Annotated in this window: 15 protein-coding genes; 9 read left to right on the top strand and 6 right to left on the bottom strand. The window is 71.9% G+C overall.

From position 1 onward, the window contains the following. The first annotated feature begins 1 nt into the window (after nt 1). On the top strand, nt 2-397 hold the full coding sequence (locus FF096_RS16765; protein ID WP_309223429.1) for a DUF3040 domain-containing protein: 396 nt from the start codon (nt 2-4) through the stop codon (nt 395-397). 85 nt (nt 398-482) lie between these two features. Here the strand turns inward: FF096_RS16765 and FF096_RS16760 are convergent, their stop codons facing one another. From FF096_RS16760 to FF096_RS16750, 3 genes are read right to left on the bottom strand one after another with little or no spacing between them, the layout of a single operon-like run. Then, the gene (locus tag FF096_RS16760) at nt 483-2,951 is read right to left on the bottom strand and encodes a DUF3488 and transglutaminase-like domain-containing protein (RefSeq protein WP_155219170.1); all 2,469 of its coding nucleotides are present in this window, start codon (nt 2,949-2,951) and stop codon (nt 483-485) included. Nucleotides 2,952-2,967: 16 nt separating this feature from the next. After that, nucleotides 2,968-4,266, bottom strand: coding sequence for a DUF58 domain-containing protein (locus FF096_RS16755; RefSeq protein ID WP_309223428.1), 1,299 nt, complete (start codon nt 4,264-4,266; stop codon nt 2,968-2,970). Between the two features lies 1 nt (nt 4,267). Beyond that, entirely contained in the window at nt 4,268-5,320 is a 1,053-nt protein-coding gene (locus FF096_RS16750; protein ID WP_309223427.1) for a MoxR family ATPase, read from the bottom strand. A gap of 518 nt (nt 5,321-5,838) precedes the next feature. Between FF096_RS16750 and leuS the strand changes: the two genes are divergently transcribed. Next, entirely contained in the window at nt 5,839-8,664 is a 2,826-nt protein-coding gene (gene leuS / locus FF096_RS16745) for a leucine--tRNA ligase (RefSeq protein ID WP_155219167.1), read from the top strand. 70 nt (nt 8,665-8,734) lie between these two features. Here leuS and FF096_RS16740 read toward each other — a convergent pair whose 3' ends face one another. The 3 genes from FF096_RS16740 to FF096_RS16730 are packed head-to-tail and all read right to left on the bottom strand — an operon-like array spanning nt 8,735 to nt 11,377. Continuing rightward, nucleotides 8,735-9,424: a VTT domain-containing protein gene (locus FF096_RS16740; RefSeq protein ID WP_155219165.1), complete on the bottom strand. Its 690-nt coding sequence runs from the start codon at nt 9,422-9,424 to the stop codon at nt 8,735-8,737. Then, nucleotides 9,421-10,140: a glutamine amidotransferase gene (locus FF096_RS16735; protein ID WP_309223426.1), complete on the bottom strand. Its 720-nt coding sequence runs from the start codon at nt 10,138-10,140 to the stop codon at nt 9,421-9,423. Before FF096_RS16735 ends, FF096_RS16740 begins: the two co-directional genes overlap by 4 nt. After that, nucleotides 10,130-11,377: a Mur ligase family protein gene (locus FF096_RS16730; RefSeq protein WP_155219432.1), complete on the bottom strand. Its 1,248-nt coding sequence runs from the start codon at nt 11,375-11,377 to the stop codon at nt 10,130-10,132. The genes FF096_RS16735 and FF096_RS16730 overlap by 11 nt, the downstream gene beginning before the upstream one ends. A 355-nt stretch (nt 11,378-11,732) precedes the next feature. Between FF096_RS16730 and mraZ the strand changes: the two genes are divergently transcribed. The 7 genes from mraZ (at nt 11,733) to mraY (ending at nt 20,441) form a co-directional block, all read left to right on the top strand. Continuing rightward, nucleotides 11,733-12,164 (top strand): division/cell wall cluster transcriptional repressor MraZ, encoded by a 432-nt coding sequence (gene mraZ / locus FF096_RS16725; protein WP_117227058.1) that lies wholly within the window; start codon nt 11,733-11,735, stop codon nt 12,162-12,164. 206 nt (nt 12,165-12,370) lie between these two features. Then, nucleotides 12,371-13,471 (top strand): 16S rRNA (cytosine(1402)-N(4))-methyltransferase RsmH, encoded by a 1,101-nt coding sequence (gene rsmH / locus FF096_RS16720; protein WP_155219429.1) that lies wholly within the window; start codon nt 12,371-12,373, stop codon nt 13,469-13,471. Beyond that, complete coding sequence (locus tag FF096_RS16715) at nt 13,468-14,073, top strand: septum formation initiator family protein (RefSeq protein ID WP_155219161.1); 606 nt, start codon at nt 13,468-13,470, stop codon at nt 14,071-14,073. The genes rsmH and FF096_RS16715 overlap by 4 nt, the downstream gene beginning before the upstream one ends. Nucleotides 14,074-14,076: 3 nt before the next feature. Beyond that, nucleotides 14,077-16,284 (top strand): penicillin-binding protein 2, encoded by a 2,208-nt coding sequence (locus FF096_RS16710; RefSeq protein ID WP_309223425.1) that lies wholly within the window; start codon nt 14,077-14,079, stop codon nt 16,282-16,284. Between the two features lie 46 nt (nt 16,285-16,330). After that, nucleotides 16,331-17,887: a UDP-N-acetylmuramoyl-L-alanyl-D-glutamate--2,6-diaminopimelate ligase gene (locus FF096_RS16705; protein WP_309223424.1), complete on the top strand. Its 1,557-nt coding sequence runs from the start codon at nt 16,331-16,333 to the stop codon at nt 17,885-17,887. Beyond that, nucleotides 17,884-19,311, top strand: coding sequence for a UDP-N-acetylmuramoyl-tripeptide--D-alanyl-D-alanine ligase (gene murF, locus FF096_RS16700; protein ID WP_309223423.1), 1,428 nt, complete (start codon nt 17,884-17,886; stop codon nt 19,309-19,311). The genes FF096_RS16705 and murF overlap by 4 nt, the downstream gene beginning before the upstream one ends. After that, on the top strand, nt 19,308-20,441 hold the full coding sequence (gene mraY, locus FF096_RS16695) for a phospho-N-acetylmuramoyl-pentapeptide-transferase (protein WP_309223422.1): 1,134 nt from the start codon (nt 19,308-19,310) through the stop codon (nt 20,439-20,441). Before murF ends, mraY begins: the two co-directional genes overlap by 4 nt. The last annotated feature ends 114 nt before the right edge of the window (nt 20,442-20,555 follow it).

Here is a 20,555-nt window from a genome sequence, read left to right as displayed (position 1 = left end):
CGTGCCGCTCTCGGAGCACGAGCAGCGGCTGTTCGAGCAGATCGAGCGGTCGCTTGCCGAGGACCCCAAGTTCGCCTCGGCCGTGCGCGCCAGCGATCCGCGTTTCCACGCGCGGCGTCGCCTGCTCGTCGCTGCCGGCGTGATCATCGCTGGTTTGGCGTTGCTGGTTTATGGCGCGGTGATCAAGACTCCGCCACTGGCAGTGGCGGGATTCGTTGTCATGCTGGCCTCGGCCGCGTTCGCGGTGCAGTCGCACCGTCGGGCGCAGTCACCTGACCTGCACGTCGTCGGGGGCACGGCGACTCGTCGTCGCTCCCGGGGTCGAGCCGGCCGGAGGTCGGGCTTCCTCGACCGAATGGAGGACCGGTGGCGGCAGCGCCCGGAGGGGCACCGCTGACCCCGTTCCGCTAAGCGCGGTGATCAAGAAGTTTGCGTCGGCTCCAGCACTGATTCCGACGCAAACTCCTTGATCACCTCGACGGTCAGCGGGGGCGGGTGGCGATGAGGCGGCGCGGGCTGAAGCGCAGCAGCCTTCGGCGCAGCTGCCCGCCGGAGTTCACCAGTCGTGACGAGGTGTCCGCGATGGCGGTGCGCCACCGGTACAACACCGATGGCGGCAATGCGGACGCCATCAGCCGGGTCCGTCGCCCTGCCTGCTCGGCGAGCGCGCCGCGCACCTTTCGCAAGGCGGCCGGCAGCGGTTCGCCGGTCAGCGGGTCCCGGGCGTAGCGGGCCCGTTCCTCCGCCCGCCCGAGCAGCCGCGCCGCCGACGCCGCGTCGGTGTGCGCGACCAGCGGTTCCCGGGCCAACCGTTCCGCCGTGGCCCGGGGCGTCTCCGTCCGGTCCACCCTGACCCGGTAGTCGACGAGCGTGTCGATCAGCTCATCCCAGGCCGCGTGCGCGTCGGCCCGCGCCCGGTCCGGATCGGTGACGACCATCGTGACCGGTTGCCCGGCCCCGGACGGGGCCACGTCCGGCGCGTCCACCGACCGTACCGCCGGTGCCGGACGAGCCCGACGGCGGCGCAGCGCCAGCCGGCGCAGCGCGGGCACGGCGAGCAGGAGCAGCAGCGCCATGACTCCGGCGGCGACCAGCCAGGGCCAGCGGGGCCGCTGAGCGGCGGGAGTGTCCGAGCCGCTCAGCGCGCCCGGGTCCGCACCCTCCTCGAACCGGTTCGGTCCCTGCTCCGCCTCGGTCGACGGATCCGTCTCGTCGGGGGTGTCCGAGGTGCCGCCCTGCGGCGTGGTCTCCTCCGGGGCGTCCACGTCCGGTGCCCACGCCGAGCGGGTCGAGCCGGGCACGCCGTAGGCGGGGGTGGCGTCGAAGGGCACCCAGCCGATCTGGTCGAAGTAGACCTCCGTCCAGGCGTGCAGGTTGCGGTTGGTCAGGGTGAGGGTGTTGTCGCTGCGTCGGCTGCCGTTGGTGAAGCCGAAGGCGACCCGGGCCGGGATCCCCGCGTCGCGGACCATCCAGGCCAGCGCCGCGGCGTACTGCTGGCAGTAGCCGACCTTGTTCTCCAGGAAGTCGAGGATCGCCTGGCCGCTGGTGCCCTGCTCGGTGCTGAGCCGGTAGCTGAAGCCGTTGTCCTCGGAGAAGTAGTCGTAGATCGCCCGGACCTTGTCGTACTCGGTGCGCGCACCCCGGATCAGCTCTCCCACCAGGGCCCGGACCTCCGGCACGTCCGGCGTCGCGGTCTGCTGCCGGCGCAGCGGCAGGTCCGCCGGCAGCGGTTGGGCCCGCCGCAGCGCCTGCGGGGTGTACGACGAGCGTACGTAGTCGAAGGAGTACTCCCTGCCACGGGAGTTCTCCCGGTTGGAGAAGACGACCTGGAGGGTGGGGTCGTAGAACCAGTTGTTGTTCAGGTCGGCGAAGTCGACCGGCTCGGCGTAGACCGGCAGCAGCGGCATGTTCAGGTCCCGGCTCACCTGCACGGTGGCCCGTTGCCGGGTCCGTTCGACGCCGGGCAGCGACCGCCGCGACGGGTCGGGCAGCTCGTCGTTGACCCGCCTGCCGTTGGGCCCGCGCACCCGGAAACCGTCGGTACGCAGGTCGTCGGCGACCCCGAAACGCAGGTAGAACGGGTCCTTCTCGGTGGTGGTGACCGTAACCAGGTTGGTCACCTGGGACTGGTTGAGCTGCCCGCTGAGCGCGGCGAAGAGGTCGACCCGGCCGGGGGAGCCGCCGAAACCCGGACCGCCGCCGGAGCCGACGCCGGAGTTCAGCGTGCTCATCAGCCCCACGGTCATGCCCGGCACGGCCAACGGCACCAGCACGGCCACCGCCAGACCCACCACCGCCAGCCGCCGACCGGCGGCGGACAGCGGCGACGCCTCCCAGACGTCGACGTCGCGGCCATCGCCGGTGAACCGCCGGCCGAACCGGCGGACCCGGTCCACGTTGTCGGTGACCAGCAGCCACAGGAAACCGGCGGCACCGATCACGAACGGCACCGGCGGGACGCTGTCCACGTAGACGGCCACCGGCACCGAGTAGATGGCCAGCATCGGCAGACCGGCCAGGGCGGGACGACGAAGCCCGACGCAGAGCACATCCACCAGCACCGCCACCCCGCCGATGCCGAGCACGGTGATGAACAGCAGCGGGTCGGTGTCCGGCACCTTCACGCCGTGCGAGCGCATGTCCTCGACCGAACTGCCGAGCAGCTCCGCGAAGTGCCCGAAGGTGGCCGGGGTGGGTAGCACCGCCAGCAGTTCGGCACCGCTGGGGAACAGCCAGGTCAGCGCGAGCATGAGGCCGCCGACCATGGCCAGGATCTGCACCCACAGCGGGGTCCGGCCGAGCCGGGCCAGCGCCGCCGCGGCGGCCACCGCGGCCACCGCGATGACTGCCTGGACCAGCCACGTCCAGCTCGCGAAGATGGCCGACAACGGCGCTGACGCGAGCAGCGTCGCGCCGGCGGCCACCAGGCCCAGGTTCCGATGGGCGATCATGAGGGGGACCTTCCGTTCATCGCACGCCACCGGCCACGGTCTCGGCCATCGCCGCGCGCAGCGCGAACCCCTGCGAGCCCCGCCCGGCCTGCGGCCAGAGCGCCGGCAGCCGGCCGCCGTGGTCCACGCCGATCACCCGCCAGCCCGAATGCAGCAGCGCCAGCGCCGCCGCGTCGTGCGCCTGGTCGGCCTCGGCCCGCGCGGGTGTCGGCAGGTTCAGCCAGGCGGAGCTGTCCAGCAGGAAGCAGACACAGGTGGCGCCGTTGGCCCGCAGCCCGGCCAACAACTCCGCTTCGGCGGTGCTCAGCGAGCCGAACAAACCGATGATCAACCCGCCGTCGGAGCGCTGCCGGACGTGCTGCACCGCAGTGGTGATCTCGACCCGCTGGTCCAGCCGGACCTCGGCGAGCTGGTCGAGCAGCAGACCGTCACCGACGCCCTCGGCGGCGTCGACGTCCGCGCCCGCGCCGGTCACCAGCCGCAGCTTGTAACCGGCCTGCCGCAGGTGCACGGCGATGCTGGCGGCGGCCGAGACCGCCCACTCGAAGCTGGCCGTCGGGCCGTCGCCGTGATGGCCGTACGCGCGGGTGTCCAGCAGCACCGTCGCGCGGCTCTCCCAGGGCTGCTCCTCGCGCCGCACCATCAGCTCGCCGGTGCGCGCGGTCGACTTCCAGTGCACCCGGCGCAGGTCGTCACCGCGCCGGTACTCCCGGGTGGCCGTGTCGTCCTCACCGTGCACCGCCACCGAGCGGGCCCGGCTCTCGCCGCTGCCGGCGTACTCGCCGGGCAGGCGCACCGACGGCAGCGGGATCACCTGCGGGACCACCGTGAGGCGGTCGGTGCTGGGGAAGGAACGGGTGAGTTCGCAGAGGCCGAAGGGGTCGGTCATCCGGACCACCAGCGGGCCCACCTCGTACCGGCCCCGCACGTCGGCGCGCACCGTGTAGGCCACGGAACTCGCCTGGTGCGCGCCGAGCCGCTCCAGCACCACCCGGGGGCGGCTGCCGAGCGCGTACGGGAGACGGTCCTCCAGCAGCAGGGTGCCGGTGGGCAACCGGGACATGTTCTGCAGGCGCAGCACCACCCGCGCGGTCGCGCCGACCGGCACCCGGTGCGGTTCCAGCGACCGGTGGCAGGCGAGCTTGTAGCGGCTCCGGCCGACGTAGAGCGCGGCGAGCAACGGTAGGACGGCCAGCAGCACGGCCACCCGCAGCAGGTCCTTCTCGCCGAGGATGCCGGCGGAGATGGCCGCCGCCGCAGCGGCGGCCAGGAAGGATCGGCCGCGGGTGGTCAGCCCACGCAGCCCGGCCCGCACGTCACGGCCTCCGCGGCTCGAAGGGCGCCCGGCCGTTACCGCTCTGCGGCCGTGTGTCGTACGGCGAGCGCTTGCGGTCATGCGGCAGCGGCAGCCGGTGCACCAGGTCGGCGACGATCGCGTCGGTGGTACGCCGGGCGAGCTGAGCGTCGGCCGTGGGGATGATCCGGTGCGCCAGCACCGGCACGGCGAGGACCTGGAGGTCGTCGGGCAGGACGTAGTCACGCCCGTCGAGGGCGGCCACCGCGCGGGCGGTACGCAGCAGTTGCAGCGTGCACCGGGGGGAGGCGCCCAACCGCAGGTCGGGTGACTCGCGGGTGGCGGTGACCAGATCGACCGCGTACTGCTTGACCGCGTCGGCGACATGCACCTGCCGTACGTGACCGATCAGCCGGCGGACGGTGTCGGCGTCGGAGACCGGCCGCAGCCCGGAGAGCGGATCGACCGCGCCGTGCCCGTCGAGCATGGCCAACTCGGCGGTCGGGTCCGGGTACCCCATGGCGATGCGGGCGGTGAACCGGTCGCGCTGCGCCTCCGGCAGCGGGTAGGTGCCCTCCATCTCGATCGGGTTCTGGGTGGCGATCACCATGAACGGCGTCTGCAACTGGTAGGTCACCCCGTCGACGGTGACCTGCCGTTCCTCCATGCACTCCAGCAACGCGGACTGGGTCTTCGGCGAGGCCCGGTTGATCTCGTCGCCGACGACCAGGTTGGCGAAGACGGCACCCGGACGGAACTCGAAGTCGTGGGTCTCCTGGTTGTAGACGCTGACTCCGGTGACGTCGCTGGGCAGCAGGTCGGGGGTGAACTGGATGCGGCGTACCGAACAGTCGATCGACCGGGCCAACGCCTTGGCCAGTTTGGTCTTGCCGACGCCGGGCACATCCTCGATGAGCAGGTGACCCTCGGCGAGCAGGACGGCCAGCGCGAGCCGCACGGTCGCGGTCTTGCCCTCGATGACCTGTTCGATGTTGGTCACGATCGCGTCACTCGCGGCGTGGAACTCGTCGTACGGCAGCAGACCGCCAACGTCGTCCCAGGTCTGTTGTGTCACGGGCCTCCTCCTCGTCGCCGTCACGGCAGCCCTCTGTGAAGAGAGCACCTGGCCCCGCCGTTTCGTTCGCGACGTGTGAGCCTCATGTGCCGCGGCAATCTCACTGGCCTCTCAGGCTAACCATGTTTGTCGGCTACGCCGACCGCCGCAGGTGTTTGAGCGCTTACGCAGCGATTTGTCGTTCACGCAGCGCATGTCGTCGATTCTGTCGGGTAAGGGGATCGGCGCATCGCCGGTGCTGTCGTCGCGCGCCGTCGGCGGTGGGCCCCTTGATGTGGTGGACGGCCTCGAGGGGTGGTGCAGGCGGCCACCGTGTGGCGCGCGGTACACTGCCGTTCATGGCCGGAGTCTTCCTGCTTCTTATCGGGCCGTGCTGATGCGCTGAGCGCGACAGCACGGCGGCCCCTCCTGCGTGAGGGGTTTTTTCATGCCCGCTGCCGGCCCGAAACGGGTCATCGAGGCAGATCCGAGACCAGCCAGCACTCCGACAGACTCCCGAGCGACGCGAGGAGAAGGCCATGACAGAAGCAGAAGTCCCACCGTTTCGGTACACCGCGGCGCTGGCCGACGAGATAGAGCGTCGCTGGCAGGACCGTTGGGAACGGGAGGGCACGTTCCACGCGCCGAACCCGTCCGGCCCGCTGGCCGATCCGGCTCATCCCCGATCCGGCGCGGAGAAGCTGTACGTGCTGGACATGTTCCCCTACCCGTCCGGCGCCGGGCTGCACGTCGGGCACCCGCTGGGGTACATCGGCACCGACTGCTTCGCCCGGTACCAGCGGATGGCCGGCCGTAACGTGCTGCACGCCATGGGCTTCGACGCGTTCGGCCTGCCCGCCGAGCAGTACGCGGTGCAGACCGGCACCCACCCGCGCACCACCACCGAGGCCAACATCGAGCGCTATCGGTCGCAGCTGCGTCGGCTGGGGCTGGCCCACGACCGGCGGCGTTCGGTGGCCACCATCGACACCGACTTCTACCGCTGGACCCAGTGGATCTTCCTGCAGATCTTCAACTCCTGGTACGACCGCGAGGCCGGCCGGGCACGGCCGATCAGTGAGCTGACCGCCGAGTTCGCCGGAGGGGTGCGGCGCACTCCGGACGGTCGGCCGTGGGCCGAGCTGTCGCCCGCCGAGCAGCGCGCCATCATCGACGACCACCGCCTGGCGTACGTCTCGCAGGCGCCGGTGAACTGGTGCCCCGGGCTGGGCACGGTGCTGGCCAACGAGGAGGTCACCGCCGACGGCCGCTCCGAGCGGGGCAACTTCCCGGTCTTCAAGCGCAACCTGAAGCAGTGGATGATGCGGATCACCGCGTACGGCGACCGGCTGCTGGACGACCTGGACAAGCTGGACTGGCCGGAGCCGATCAAGCTGATGCAGCGCAACTGGATCGGTCGGTCCCAGGGGGCGCACATCGACTTCCCGACCACCGTCGCGCCGATCCGGGTGTTCACCACCCGGCCGGACACCGTCTTCGGCGCCACCTACATGGTGCTGGCGCCCGAGCACGAGCTGGTGGACACGCTGGTGCCGACGGCCTGGCCGGAGGGCACCCGGGCGGCATGGACCGGCGGGCACGGCAGCCCGCGCGACGCGGTCGAGGCGTACTGCAAGGCGGCGGCGGCCAAGACCGACGTGGAGCGGCAGGCCGAGACGAAGGAGAAGACCGGCGTCTTCACCGGGGCGTACGCCACCAACCCGGTCACCGGGGGGCAGATCCCGATCTTCATCGCCGACTACGTGCTGGCCGGTTACGGCACCGGGGCGATCATGGCGGTGCCGGCCCAGGACGAGCGTGACTGGGAGTTCGCCGAGGTCTTCGAGCTGCCGATCGTGCGTACCGTGCAGCCGCCGGAGGGCTTCGACGGCAAGGCGTACACCGGCGACGGCCCGGCGATCAACAGCGCCGCGCCCGACCATGGCCTGGACCTGAACGGCCTGGGGGTGGCCGAGGCCAAGGCCCGGATCATCGCCTGGCTGGAGGAGACCGGCAACGGCCAGGGCGCGGTGACCTACCGGCTGCGGGACTGGCTGTTCAGCCGGCAGCGCTACTGGGGCGAGCCGTTCCCGATCGTTTACGACGCCGACGGCACCGCCATCGCGCTGCCCGAGGAGATGCTGCCGGTAGAGCTGCCCGAGGTGGACGACTTCTCCCCGCGCACCTTCGACCCGTCCGACGCCGACAGCGACCCGGAGACGCCACTGTCCCGCCGCCGGGACTGGGTCGAGGTCGAGCTGGACCTGGGTGACGGCCCGAAGCGGTACACCCGGGAGACCAACGTGATGCCGCAGTGGGCCGGCTCCTGCTGGTACGAGCTGCGTTACCTGGACCCGACCAACGACGGCCGGTTCGTCGACGCGGACAACGAGCGGTACTGGATGGGCCCGCGCGGCGAGGGCGACTGCGGCGGTGTCGACCTGTACGTCGGTGGGGCCGAGCACGCCGTGCTGCACCTGCTGTACGCCCGGTTCTGGCACAAGGTGCTGTACGACCTGGGCCACGTCTCCAGCTTCGAGCCGTTCCGCAAGCTGTTCAACCAGGGCTACATCCAGGCGTACGCGTACACCGACGCCCGGGGTGCCTACGTGCCCGCCGAGGAGGTCGTGGAACGCGACGGCGGCTTCTACCTGGGCGACGTTCAGGTCAACCGCGAGTACGGCAAGATGGGCAAGTCCCTGAAGAACGTGGTCACCCCGGACGAGATGTGTGCCGCCTACGGTGCCGACACGTTCCGGGTGTACGAGATGTCGATGGGCCCGCTGGAGGTGTCCCGCCCGTGGGAGACCCGGGCCGTCGTCGGCTCGTACCGCTTCCTGCAACGGGTGTGGCGGGCCATCGTCGACGAGCGGACCGGCGAGTCCCGGGTGGTCGACGAGCCGGCCGACGAGCCGACCCGGCGACTGCTGCACAAGGTCATCGACGGTGTCCGGGGCGACATGGAGCAGATCCGGTTCAACACCGCGATCGCCAAGCTGATCGAGCTGACCAACGGACTGACCCGCCTGCCGCGTACCCCGCGTGAGGTGGCCGAGCCGCTGGTGCTGATGGTGGCCCCGTTCGCCCCGCACATCGCCGAGGAGCTGTGGCAGCGGCTGGGCCACCAGACCTCGCTGACGTACGCGGACTTCCCGGTCGCCGACCCGGCTCTGCTGGTTGCCGAGACGGTCACCTATCCGGTGCAGGTCAACGGCAAGGTCCGGGGCCGCGTCGAGGTGAGCGCCGACGCGAGCGAGGACGAGGTGCGTACCGCAGCCCTGGCGGCGGTGGCCGGTCCACTGGCCGGCAAGGAGCCCCGCAAGGTCATCGTGGTGGCCGGCCGGATGGTCTCCGTCGTCGTCTGACGGGTGGGGAGGGCGTCAGGGATGGTGCTGCCTGCGAGCGGGGGACACCATCCCTGACGCCGCCCGTGGATCAGGCCGGCGGGCGGGCTCGGCGTTCGGCGCGCCACCAGCAGGCGAGGAGCACGGCGCTGGCGATGAAACCCAGCGCGGCCGGGGCGGCGGCGAACCAGTTGATCTCGTCGGGACTGGTCACGGCCGCGCCGAGAGCCGCGTAGCCGAACGCGGTGGGCGCGGAGGCGATCACGCTGCCGACGAGGAACGGCAGCAACCGCGCGCCGGTGGTGCCGTAGCCGTAGCTGACCAGGCCGAAGCCGGAGACCGGCAGCAGTCGTACGGTGACCACGCCGAGGACGCTCTGCCGGGTGAACCAGCGGTCGAGGCGGGCCAGCCGTCCCCGGACGCGTTCGGCGACGAACTCCCGGCCCAGCACCCGGCCCACGGTGAAGCCGATCAGGGCCGCCAACAACGCGGCGCCCAGCGCGTACGCGGCACCTTCCAGGGCCCCGAAGATCGCCCCGGCGGCGAGCGTGATGAACGTGCGGGGGACCAACGCCACCAGCAGCAACGCCCCGCCGAGCACACCGGCCACCGGGGCGAGCCGACCCATCCGGTCGGCCAGCTCCGACAGCGCCGCCGGGTCGGGGTGGGGTGCCAGCAGCAGCGTCACCCCGAGACCGGCGAGCAGGGCCAACAGCAACACGAACCGGGTGACCGACGGCGTCGTGGCGACCGGCAGACGGCTGCGTAGCTGCCGGATCATCCCCGGGATGTGGCCACCGCGGTCCGGCGTTCGGCCCGCAGCCGGTCGGCCCAGGTGTCGTCGAGCGGGGGAAGGTGTTGCGCTCCGGTCGCCCAGCGCAGCAGCAGGTCGGCCAGGGCCGGGTTGCGGGCCAGGGCGGGACCGTGCGAGTAGGTGCCGAGCAGCTTGCCCCGCCAGGCGCCCTCGGTGGTGCCGTCGTTGCCGATCCCGGCGGTGACCCGGGCCAACGGGGAGACCCCGGGGCCGAGGTGGGTACGGCCGCCGTGGTTCTCGAACCCGGTCAGCGGCGGCAGGCCGAGGCGGGCGTCGATGTCACCGGCCAGTTCGCCGACGGCCCGGCTGGGGCCCCGGTCCGAGGAGAGGTCGAGCAGTTCCAGACCCCGGTACTGGGTGCCCTTGGCGAAGAACGAGGTGCCCAGCAACTGGTAGCCGGCACAGACGCCGAAGACCACCGAACCCTGGGCGACCGCCCGGTGCAGGCCGCCGTCGGCGAGCAGTCGCTGCGCGCCGAGCGCCTGCGGGCCGTCCTCGCCGCCACCGAGGAGGTAGATGTCGGCGGTGGTGGGCAGCCGCTGGTCGGAGCGGACCTCCAGCACCTCGACCGGGAACCCGCGCTGCTGGGCTCGGCGGGCCAGGATCAGGGCGTTGCCCCGATCGCCGTACGTCGACAGCAGGTCCGGATAGATCCAGACGATGCGCAGGGTCTCAGTTGACACGGTCCAACTCCGCTCGGATGTCCTGGAACGCGGTGTAGTTCGCGATGACCTCCAACCGGCCCGGTGGCACCGCCCGGACGGCCTCGTCGAAGGTGCGTACGTACTGGAACGGTACGTCGTTGACCTCCAGCCGCACGGCCAGGTCGTACGCCCGGTCGCCGGTGATGAGCACCAGGCGTCCGCGTAGCGGGGCGAAGTCGACGTCGAAGAGCCAGGAGGTGTCCAGTCCGTCGGGGTCCCGGGCGTTGATGGACAGCAGCGTCGGCGCCTCGTCGGCCATGTCGAACGCCTCCAGCCAGCTGGCCGGGTTCTTGGCCAGCAACAGCCGCACGGTGCGACCCTCCCGGACGACCTGGGCGTAGCGCCCGGCCACCGAGGTCACGTCACCGAGGCGGGGCACCGCGTCGAAGGGGCGTACGCCGAACTCGGCGGCGACCGCGAGGGCGGTGGCCGCGTTGCCGACGTTGACCTTGCCGGGAAGCTGGAGTTTGACCTTGTACCACGCGCCGGTCGGGTCGACCACGCCCTCGTCGTCCACCGTCCACTGCGGCTCCGGGCGGCGCAGCGGGCAGCCGGTGCACCACCACTGGTCGCCGGAGCGCTCGATGGTGGAGCCGCACTCGGGGCAGACCCAGGAGTCGTCGTGCCAGCGTTGCCCGGCGGAGAACCAGGTGACGTGCGGCGGGGTGATCCGCTGGTCGTGGCTGGCCGGTGGGGTGGCAGCCCAGACCACCATCGGGTCGTCGGCGTTGGCGACCACGCGGATGTCCGGGTGACGGGCCAGCGCCGCGCGCCAGAGCTGCGCCATCATGGCGACCTCCTTGGCCCGGTCCAGCTGGTCGCGGGAGAGGTTGAGCAGCGCCACCACGTGCGGGTCGGTCGCCTCGATCACCTGCGCCAGGTAGTGCTCGTCGACCTCCAGCACCGCGTACGGCGTGCTGCCGGCCTTGGCCAGCGCGGAGGTGTGCCCGGTGGGCATGTTGGCGCCGAACGAGTTGGTGGCGACCCGACCGAGCACCCCCACGGCCGCGGCGGCGAGCCGGGTGGTGGTGGTCTTGCCGTTCGTGCCGGAGATCAGCGCGATGGCCCGCCCGGCGGAGAGGTGCGCGAGCAGCTCCGGGTCGATCTTCAGCCCCAGCCATCCACCGATCACCGAGCCGTCGCCCCGGCCCGCCGCCCGGGACAACGCCGCGGCGGTCCGTGACACGGAGCTGGCCACCTTCGCCCGCAGGGGCATCTTCGCGTCCGTCACGCGAGCGAGGTTACCGGACCAGCGGACCCGCGAGATCGCCACCGACGACGATCCGTTCGGCTGGGCCCGGTCGGCACCCGGTCGGATCGGGCTCAGCCAGATGGAGTCGATCTATGTCGGAAAGCGGACCTGCCGCGCGGGGCCGCTCGCCCCTCCACTCCGCTCCACCCTCGCTGACGTGCGGTTTTGTGGTCCGACACGGCGCGCCACGCGGGCGATTCTGGTTGCGGGTGGAGGGAAGTGGAGTAGAGTGGGGCGCATTGGTGGGGCCGGGAGGGGCCCACCGGCCCGGGGGGTCAGCGGCGCGCGAACGCCGCCAAAGGGCGAGGGGGTTGGGCCGATGTTCCTCGGCACCCACACCCCGCGCCTGGACGACAAAGGCCGGTTGATCCTTCCGGCGAAGTTCCGGGATGAGTTGGCGGGGGGTGTCGTGATCACCAAAGGGCAGGAGCGCTGTCTCTACGTCTTCCCGACGCCTGAGTTCCAGCACATCGCGGAGCAGTTGCGCGCGCAGCCGATGACACACAAGGCGGCCAGAGCCTACAGCCGGGTGTTCTTCGCCAGCGCGCACGACGAGGTGCCGGACAAGCAGGGCCGGGTGACCATCCCGGCGCACCTGCGCTCGTACGCGGGGCTCGACCGGGACCTGGTGGTCATTGGCGCGAGCACCCGGGTGGAGATCTGGGACAAGGTCGCCTGGGAGACCTACCTCGCCGAGAGCGAAGACGACTTCGCCGACATCGAGGAAGGGGTGCTGCCCGGCGGTCTGTAGGGCGTGACGACGCCCGACGTACTGCGAGATCTCCAGCCGCTTTCGAGTTCCTGGCATCCCTTCCCCGGTGCCAGGCGCGAGATCCGATCCTCCGGGCCACGGCCCGACGGGCGGGCGGAGAGCGGATGGGGATCTGGCGGTACGACGGCAGCGTCGTCCGACGAACAGAACGCGAACACAACCGGTTCACACCAGTGGGGGTCGACATGGGGGAGCTACGCGGCACGCATGTGCCGGTGCTGCTTGAGCGGTGTCTCGAGCTGCTGGCCCCCGCACTGGGCCGGGGTGGGCGCACCGTGCACGTCGACGCGACGCTGGGCCTCGCCGGCCACGCCGAGGCGGTGTTGCAGGCGCATCCGGAGACGGTTCTGGTGGGCCTGGACCGGGACACCGAGGCGCTGGAGCACGCCAGGATCCGGTTGGCCCGCTTCACCGGCCGGGTCCACCTGGAGCACGCCGTCTACGACGAGCTGCCCGAGGTGCTCGACCGACTGGGTTACCCGTCCGTGGACGGGGTCCTGTTCGACCTCGGTGTCTCCTCGTTGCAACTCGACGCGCCCGACCGCGGGTTCGCGTACGCGCAGGACGCGCCGCTGGACATGCGGATGGACCAGACCCGGGGGGTGACCGCCGAAGAGGTGGTCAACACGTACACCCATCCGGAGCTGGCCCGGGTGCTGCGGGTGTACGGCGAGGAGAAGTTCGCCGGCCGGATCGCCTCGGCGATCATCCGGGAACGGGAACGCACCCGGATCACCTCGTCGGCGCGGCTGGCCGAGTTGGTCCGGGATTCGATCCCGGCACCAGCCCGACGAACGGGCGGACACCCGGCAAAGAGAACGTTTCAGGCTTTACGTATCGAGGTAAACAGGGAACTGGCGGCGCTGGAGACGGCGCTGCCGGCCGCTCTGGACAGACTCGCCGTCGGCGGTCGCCTGGTGGTCCTGTCCTACCACTCGTTGGAGGACAGGCTCACCAAACAGGCGCTCGCCGATCGGGTCCGCAGCACGGGTCCGATCGACCTTCCGGTCGAACTGCCCGGGTCGGAGCCGACGTTCCGGCTGCTCAGCCGGGGCGCGGAACTGCCCGGGGAGGCGGAGGTCGCCGCGAACCCGCGGGCCGCGTCAGTACGACTGCGGGCCGCGGAGCGGATCGACCCGCAGGCACGGGGGCGTACCGACCGCGAACGGTACCGCCGCCGGGTCAAGGCGATGCACCAACCGGGGACGGCGTCGGCCACGGGATCCGATCCGGATCCGCGGCAGGCGCCGGGGGACACGACGGACGAAGAGGGGGAGGGGACATGAATGTAGACAAGCGCCGGACCACTGCCGGCGTCGGGCAGCGCGCACCGCGGTCGGGGGGCCGGATCGCGGCGGAGCGGACCCGGGGAGCGGGCGACGGTGCCCGGCGGACGGACCGGCCGAACCGGTCGGCGGAGACTCGCGCCCGGGGGGCGCGCGAGTTTCCCACCCAGGGCAGCGCGGCTCTGCGCCCGGTGGAGCGGGCCGCCGTCGCGGCCGAGCGGCCGACGACGCCGCGGCTGCGGGTCGCTCCGCCGCCGCCGGTCCGGGTGCCCCGGGCGCCCTTCGCCGCGCTCGTGGTGACGCTGGTCGTCGGCGGGGTGCTGGGCATCCTGGCGGTCAACACGAAGATCAACGAGAACGCCTTCCGGTTGGACGAGTTGCAGCAGCAGCAGGCGAAGCTCGACGTGGAGCAGCAGCAGCTGAAGAAGCAGATCGCCGAGTCCGAGTCGCCGGGCAACCTCGCGGCCCAGGCCCGCAAGCTGGGGCTGGTCGAGTCGGGTGAGCCGGCGTACATCCGGCTGCCGGACGGCAAGGTCATCGGGGTGCCGCAGCCTGCCGGCGGGCAGCCCTCCATCGCGAGCCAGCAGGGCGCGGAGGGGTAAGCCGTGCCACCGAGGTCGGAGGAACCGCGCCGGGACGCCGAGGGCTCCCGGCGCGGTTCGTCGCGTGGCGGCGGCCAGCGCGGGATGTCACCACACCCGGGGGAGCGGGACGCCGAGCCCGGCATCGGTGGCATCTCCGACGCCCGCGCCTACACCCCGCGTGGCCGCTCCATCCGCGAGGGTGCCGGCAACGGGCGGGTGGCGCAGCGGCGCACCCCACGCAGCAACCGGTCGCAGGATCCGTTCCGCCCGGCTCTCCAGGTCCTCGACGGCGGTCGGGGCACCGCCGGCCGGTCCGCCGACCCGGCCCGCCGCGGCGGCGGCACCGGGCGCGCACCGGTGACCCGTGCCGTCACCGACCGGACTCCCCGCGACGAGGCCCCGGCCAGCGCCGCCCGGCGGCGGGTCACCGCCCGGGAGCCGCGCCGTGGGGAACGGCCGCCCCCGCGCCGGCCGTCGCGTAAGCCACCCAAACCGCCCCGGCTGGCCGACCCGGGGCGACGGCTGCGGCTGGGTACCGCGTTGACGCTGGCCCTCTTCGTCGCCATCGGTGTGCGGCTCGTCGTGCTCCAGACGGTCGACACACCGGCGTACGCCGACGGCGGGCTGCCCGACCGGCTCGTGAAGGTCGAACTACCGGCGCCGCGCGGCGCCATCTACGACCGGGACGGAGCGGCCCTGGCGCACAGCGTCGAGGCCCGGTACGTCTACGCCGACCCCACCCGGGTGGAGGACATCGACGCCACCGCGCGGGCCCTCTCCCCGCTGCTGGGTATCCCGGCCAGCAAACTGGCCGAGAAGATGAAGCCCCGTAAGCGGATCAACGGTGAGGACTCGCAGTTCGAGTACCTGGCCCGGGGCGTGGACATCGACCGCGCCAAGAAGATCATGGCGCTCAAGCTGTCCGGCATCGCCACCCACCGCGACGAGCGGCGCGAGGTGCCCGGCGGTGACCTGGCCGCCAACCTGATCGGGTTCACCAGCCAGGACATGGTCGGGTTGGAGGGCCTGGAGGCGCGCTTCGACGACGTGCTGCACGGCGAGGACGGCCAGCGGGTCTTCGAAGCGGGCCTCGGTGGCCTCGCCGCCCCCATCCCCGGCGGCTACAGCCGCACCACGAAGGCCAAGCCGGGCAGTTCGCTGGTGCTCACCATCGACCGTGACCTGCAGTACATGGTGCAGCGCATCCTCAGTGAACAGATGCAGCAGGTCAGCGGCAGCACCGGGGCGGCCGTGGTGCTGGACGCGCGTACCGGTGAGGTGCTCGCCCAGGCCAGCCACCCCACCTACAACGCGGCGAAGGCGTCGGCGAGCGAGCCGACGGACCGGGTGGACGCGGCCACCAGCTTCGTGGTCGACCCGGGCTCGGTGCACAAGGCGATCACGTTCGGCGCCGCGTTGCAGGAGGGCGTGATCACCGCAGAGACGTCGTTCCCGGTCGCCAACGCCATCCGCAAGGGCGACACCTGGTTCCGTGACTCCCACCCGGCGAACGGGAAGCGGATGAGTGTCGCCGGCATGATGGCGTACTCCTCGAACGTCGGCACCATCCAGATCGCCGACAAGCTCGGCCCGGAACGCCTGCTCGACTACCAGCGGCGGTTCGGCCTGGGTAAGCCGACCAAGGTCGGGATGCCCGGTGAGGCCAGCGGCCGACTGCTGCCGGTGCAGGAGTGGAGCGGGTCGTCGCACGGATCGGTGCCGATCGGGCACAGCGTGGACGCCACGCCGTTGCAGATGGCCGCCGCCTATGCCGCCATCGCCAACGACGGCACGTACGTCCAGCCGCACCTGCTGAAGGAGACGATCGCCCCGGACGGCAAGCGGACCCCCGCGCCGGACCCGGAGACCTGGCAGGTGCTCAGCCCGGACAACGCCGCCGCGCTGCGTACGATCATGGAGGCCGTCACCACGGTCGAGGGCGCCACCGGTCTGGCCGCCGCGGTGCCGGGCTACCGGGTCGCGGGCAAGACCGGAACCGGCTGGCGGCTGGTCGACGGCAAGAAGCAGCCCGGCGAGGTCGCCTCGTTCATCGGGATGGCTCCGGCGGAGAACCCGAGGTACGTCATCGCGGTCTTCGTGCACAGCCCGAGTGGCGGCGGGGGGCAGATCTCGGCCCCGGCGTTCCGCGACATGATGACCTTCACTCTGCGGCACTACCGGGTACCGCCGTCGACCGAACCGGCACCGACGTTCACCGTTTTCCCGTAGCCGCTACCTGCGGTTGCACTCCATGAGACGGAGATTCAGGCGCGCCGTGCGGCCCGGACCGAGCGACCGGGTAGGGTCTGACGCCGTGCGCGGCAATCCTCGTCCCCGTTCCGTGACCGGAATCCGGCTCGGTGACCTGGCCGCCCGGCTTGCCGTGGCGTCCCCGACCGGTGCCGACCCGACGGTGACCGGGGTGACCCACGCCAGCGGCGAGGTCCGCCCCGGTGACCTGTACGCGGCGCTGCCCGGTGCCCGACGCCACGGCGCGGAGTTCGCCGTCGACGCGGCGAGGGCCGGCGCGGTGGCGCTGCTGACCGATCCGGCCGGTGCCGAGCGGGCCGCCGCGAGCGGGTTGCCGGCCCTGGTGGTGGCCGACCCCCGGGCGGTGCTCGGCACGCTCGCGTCGGCCGTCTACGGTGACCCGACGGCCGGGCTGACCGTGATCGGGGTGACCGGCACCGCCGGTAAGACCTCCACCGCCTACCTGGTCGAGTCGGGACTGCGCGCGGCCGGCCACGTCACCGGGCTGATCGGCACCGTGGAGACCCGCCTCGGCGACCTGGTGATCGACAGTGTGCGCACCACGCCCGAGGCCACCGACCTGCACGCCATGTTGGCCGCCGCCGCCGAGCGCGGCGTCACCGCCGTGGTCATGGAGGTGTCCAGCCACGCGTTGGCGATGGGGCGGGTCGGTGGGGTGCGCTTCGTCGTCGGCGGCTGGACCAACTTCGGCTCCGACCACCTGGACTTCCACGCCGACAGCGAGGACTACTTCGCCGCCAAGGCCCGCCTGTTCGACGGTCGGTGCGCCGCCGAGGTGCTCAACCACGACGACCCGGCGTTGAAGGCACTGGTCAAGCCGGGCACGATCACCTACTCGGCAGCCGGGGACCGAACCGCCACCTGGTGGGCCGACGAGATGACCGGCGAGGGGTACGCACAACGGTTCACCGCGCACGGCCCGGACGGGTTGGTGCTGCCCGCCCGGGTGGCGTTGCCCGGTCGACACAACGTGGCCAACGCCCTGCTGGCCATCGCCAGCCTGGTGGCGGCCGGGGTCGACCCGGTGACCGCCGCCGAGGGCGTGGCGGCGTGCGGTGGCGTCCCGGGCCGGCTGGAATCGGTGGGGGTGGCCGGTGGCGTACGCGGGGTCGTCGACTACGCGCACAAGACCGACGCCGTGGTGGCCGCCCTGGCCGCCCTGCGGGACCTGAGCACCGGCCGGCTGGTCTGTGTCATCGGTGCCGGTGGCGACCGGGACCGGGGCAAGCGGCCGGCGATGGGTGCCGCCGCCGCGGCCGGTGCCGACGTGGTGGTGGTGACCGACGACAACCCCCGTACCGAGGACCCGGCGGCGATCCGCGCCGAGGTGCTCGCCGGTGCCCATCGGGCCGGCGGGTCGGCCCGGGTCGTCGAGGTCGGTGGCCGCCGCGCGGCGATCGACGAGGCGGTGCGGCTGGCAGCGCCGGGTGACGTGGTGGTGCTGCTCGGCAAGGGGCACGAGCGGGGCCAGGAGATCGCCGGAGAGGTGTACCCGTTCGACGACCGGACCGAACTCGCCGAGGCGCTGCGGAGCCGTTTCGGGGATCTGGAGGGCCAGTGATCACGCTCAGCCTGGCCGAGGTGGCCTCGGCGGTGAACGGTCGGCTGGTCGCCGCCGATCCCGCCGCGCAGGTCACCGGCAGCGTGGAGTTCGACTCCCGCAAGGTCACCCCCGGCGGACTCTTCGTGGCCTTCGACGGGGAGAAGGTGGACGGCCACGACTTCGCCGCCGCCGCGGTGGCGTCCGGCGCGGTGGCGGTGATGGGCACCCGCGAGGTGCCCGACGTGCCGATGATCGTCGTCGCCGACCCGTTGGTCGCGATGGGACGGCTGGCCCGTGCGGTGGTGGACCGGCTGCCCGAGCTGACCGTGATCGGGCTGACCGGTTCCTCCGGCAAGACCACCACCAAGGATCTGATCGCCCAGGTGGTCGCCCGGCTCGGGGAGACGGTGGCCCCGCCCGGGTCCTTCAACAACGAACTGGGGCACCCGTACACGGCGTTGCAGGCCGGACCGACCACCCGCTACCTGGTGATGGAGAAGGGCGCCCGGGGCATCGGCCACGTGCGGTACCTCTGCGAGATCGCACCGCCGCGCGTCTGTGTGGTGCTCAACGTCGGGGTGTCGCACATCGGCGAGTTCGGGTCGCAGGAGAACATCGCGCTGGCCAAGGGCGAACTGGTCGAGGCGTTGCCGGCCGACGGTCTGGCGGTGCTCAACGCCGACGACCCGCTGGTCGACGCGATGGCCGCCCGGACGGTGGCCCGGGTGGTCCGCTACGGCGAGTCGGCGCACGCCGACGTGCGGGCCGTGGACGTGACGCTGGACGAGCGCGGACGGCCCGGGTACACCCTGGTCACGCCGGAGGGCAGCGCGCCGGTGCGGCTCGGACTCACCGGCCGGCACCAGGTCTGGAACAGCCTGGCCGCCGCAGCGGTGGCCCGGGAGCTGGGGATGCCGTTGGCCGAGCTGGCCACCGCGTTGGGCGCGCTCGGGTTGGTCTCCACCCGTCGGATGGACGTCTTCGAGCGCACCGACGGGGTGACCGTGATCGACGACTCGTACAACGCCAATCCGGCGTCGATGGCGGTGGCGCTGCGGGCGCTCGGTGGCGTCGGCGCGGGACGGCGTACCGTCGCGGTGCTCGGCTACATGGCCGAGCTGGGCGAGTTCGAAGCGCAGGGACACGCCGAGGTGGGCCGGCTCGCGGCGGAACTGGGCGTGGACCGGCTGCTCGTGGTCGGCGAGGCGGCGGCGTCGATCCACCACGGGGCGACATCGGTAGGTGACTGGGGAGGAGAGTCGGTGCTGCTCACCGATCAGGCGGCGGCCGTCGAGGTGCTGCGCAGCGAGCTACGGCCGGGCGACGTCGTCCTGGTGAAGGGCTCCCGGTATCGGACCTGGGAGGTGGCCGACGCGTTGCGCGTCGACGCCGTCGGGAACGACTCGGGTTCGTCGGTGTCGGCCGAGGGTGGCGCCGCGTGAGAGCGGTCATCGTGGCCATCGGAGTGGCCTTCCTCGTCTCGCTGTTCTGCACCCCGATCGCGATCCGGGTCTTCACCCGGCTCAAGGCGGGGCAACCCATCCGGGCCGAGGGCCCGCAGATGCACCAGGGCAAGAAGGGCACGCCGACGATGGGCGGCGTGGTGTTCATCCTCGCCACCGTCATCGCGTACGTGGCCGGTCACCTGGCCCTGACCACGCTGCCGGACGCGCAGATCGCCCAGGTCGAGCCGACCATCACGGCGCTGGTGCTGCTGGGGCTGATGGTCTTCTGCGGCGCGGTCGGCTTCATCGACGACTTCCTGAAGGTGCGCAAGCGGCACAGCGGTGGTCTCAGCGCGCGGGGCAAGCTGCTCGGGCAGATTTTGGTCGGTGCGGTGTTCGGGGTGGTCGCGCTCTGGTTCCCCTCCACCATGACCGACGCCACCGGGGCGGTGACGAACACCGAGACGGTCGGCAGCACCATGCTGAGCTTCATCCGGGACATCCCGGCCCTGGACGTCACCAAGATCGGCGCGGTGATCATCTTCATCTTCGTGGTGATGGCCGCGACCAACGGCGTCAACCTCACCGACGGGCTCGACGGGTTGGCCACCGGGGCCTCGGTGATGGTGCTGGGCGCGTACGCGGTGATCGCGTTCTGGCAGTACCGCCACTGGTGCGCCGACCCGGCGTACACCGCGAATCCGGACAACTACTGCTACACCGTGCGGGATCCGCTGGAGATCGCGCTGATCGCCGGAGCGGCGGCCGGTGCCTGTGTCGGCTTCCTCTGGTGGAACACCTCCCCGGCCCGGATCTTCATGGGCGACACCGGAGCGCTCGGCCTCGGTGGCCTGATCGCCGGCATGGCGATGTCGACCCGTACGATCCTGCTGCTGTTGATCATCGGTGGGCTGTTCGTGATCATCACGATGTCGGTGGTGATCCAGATCATCTCGTTCAAGACGACCGGCAAGCGGGTGTTCCGGATGTCGCCGTTGCAGCACCACTTCGAGTTGGCGGGCTGGAGCGAGGTCAACATCGTGGTCCGGTTCTGGATCATCGCCGGCATCGGGGTGGCCATCGCCCTCGGCCTCTTCTACAGCGACTTCCTGGCCAACATGGGCTGACCGACCCGCCGGACGGCGTCGATGGAGTCATGGGTCGGGATCCGCGCGGATCCCGACCCATAACTCTTGATCAAGCCGGTCAGGCGGGGGCGGTGGAGAGGGGCGACGCAAGTG

This window comes from Micromonospora sp. CP22 (assembly GCF_009712475.1).
Classification (GTDB): Bacteria; Actinomycetota; Actinomycetes; order Mycobacteriales; family Micromonosporaceae; genus Micromonospora.
The sequence above is the reverse complement of the archived record's forward strand: the minus strand, read 5'-3'. Positions and strand labels throughout refer to the sequence as shown.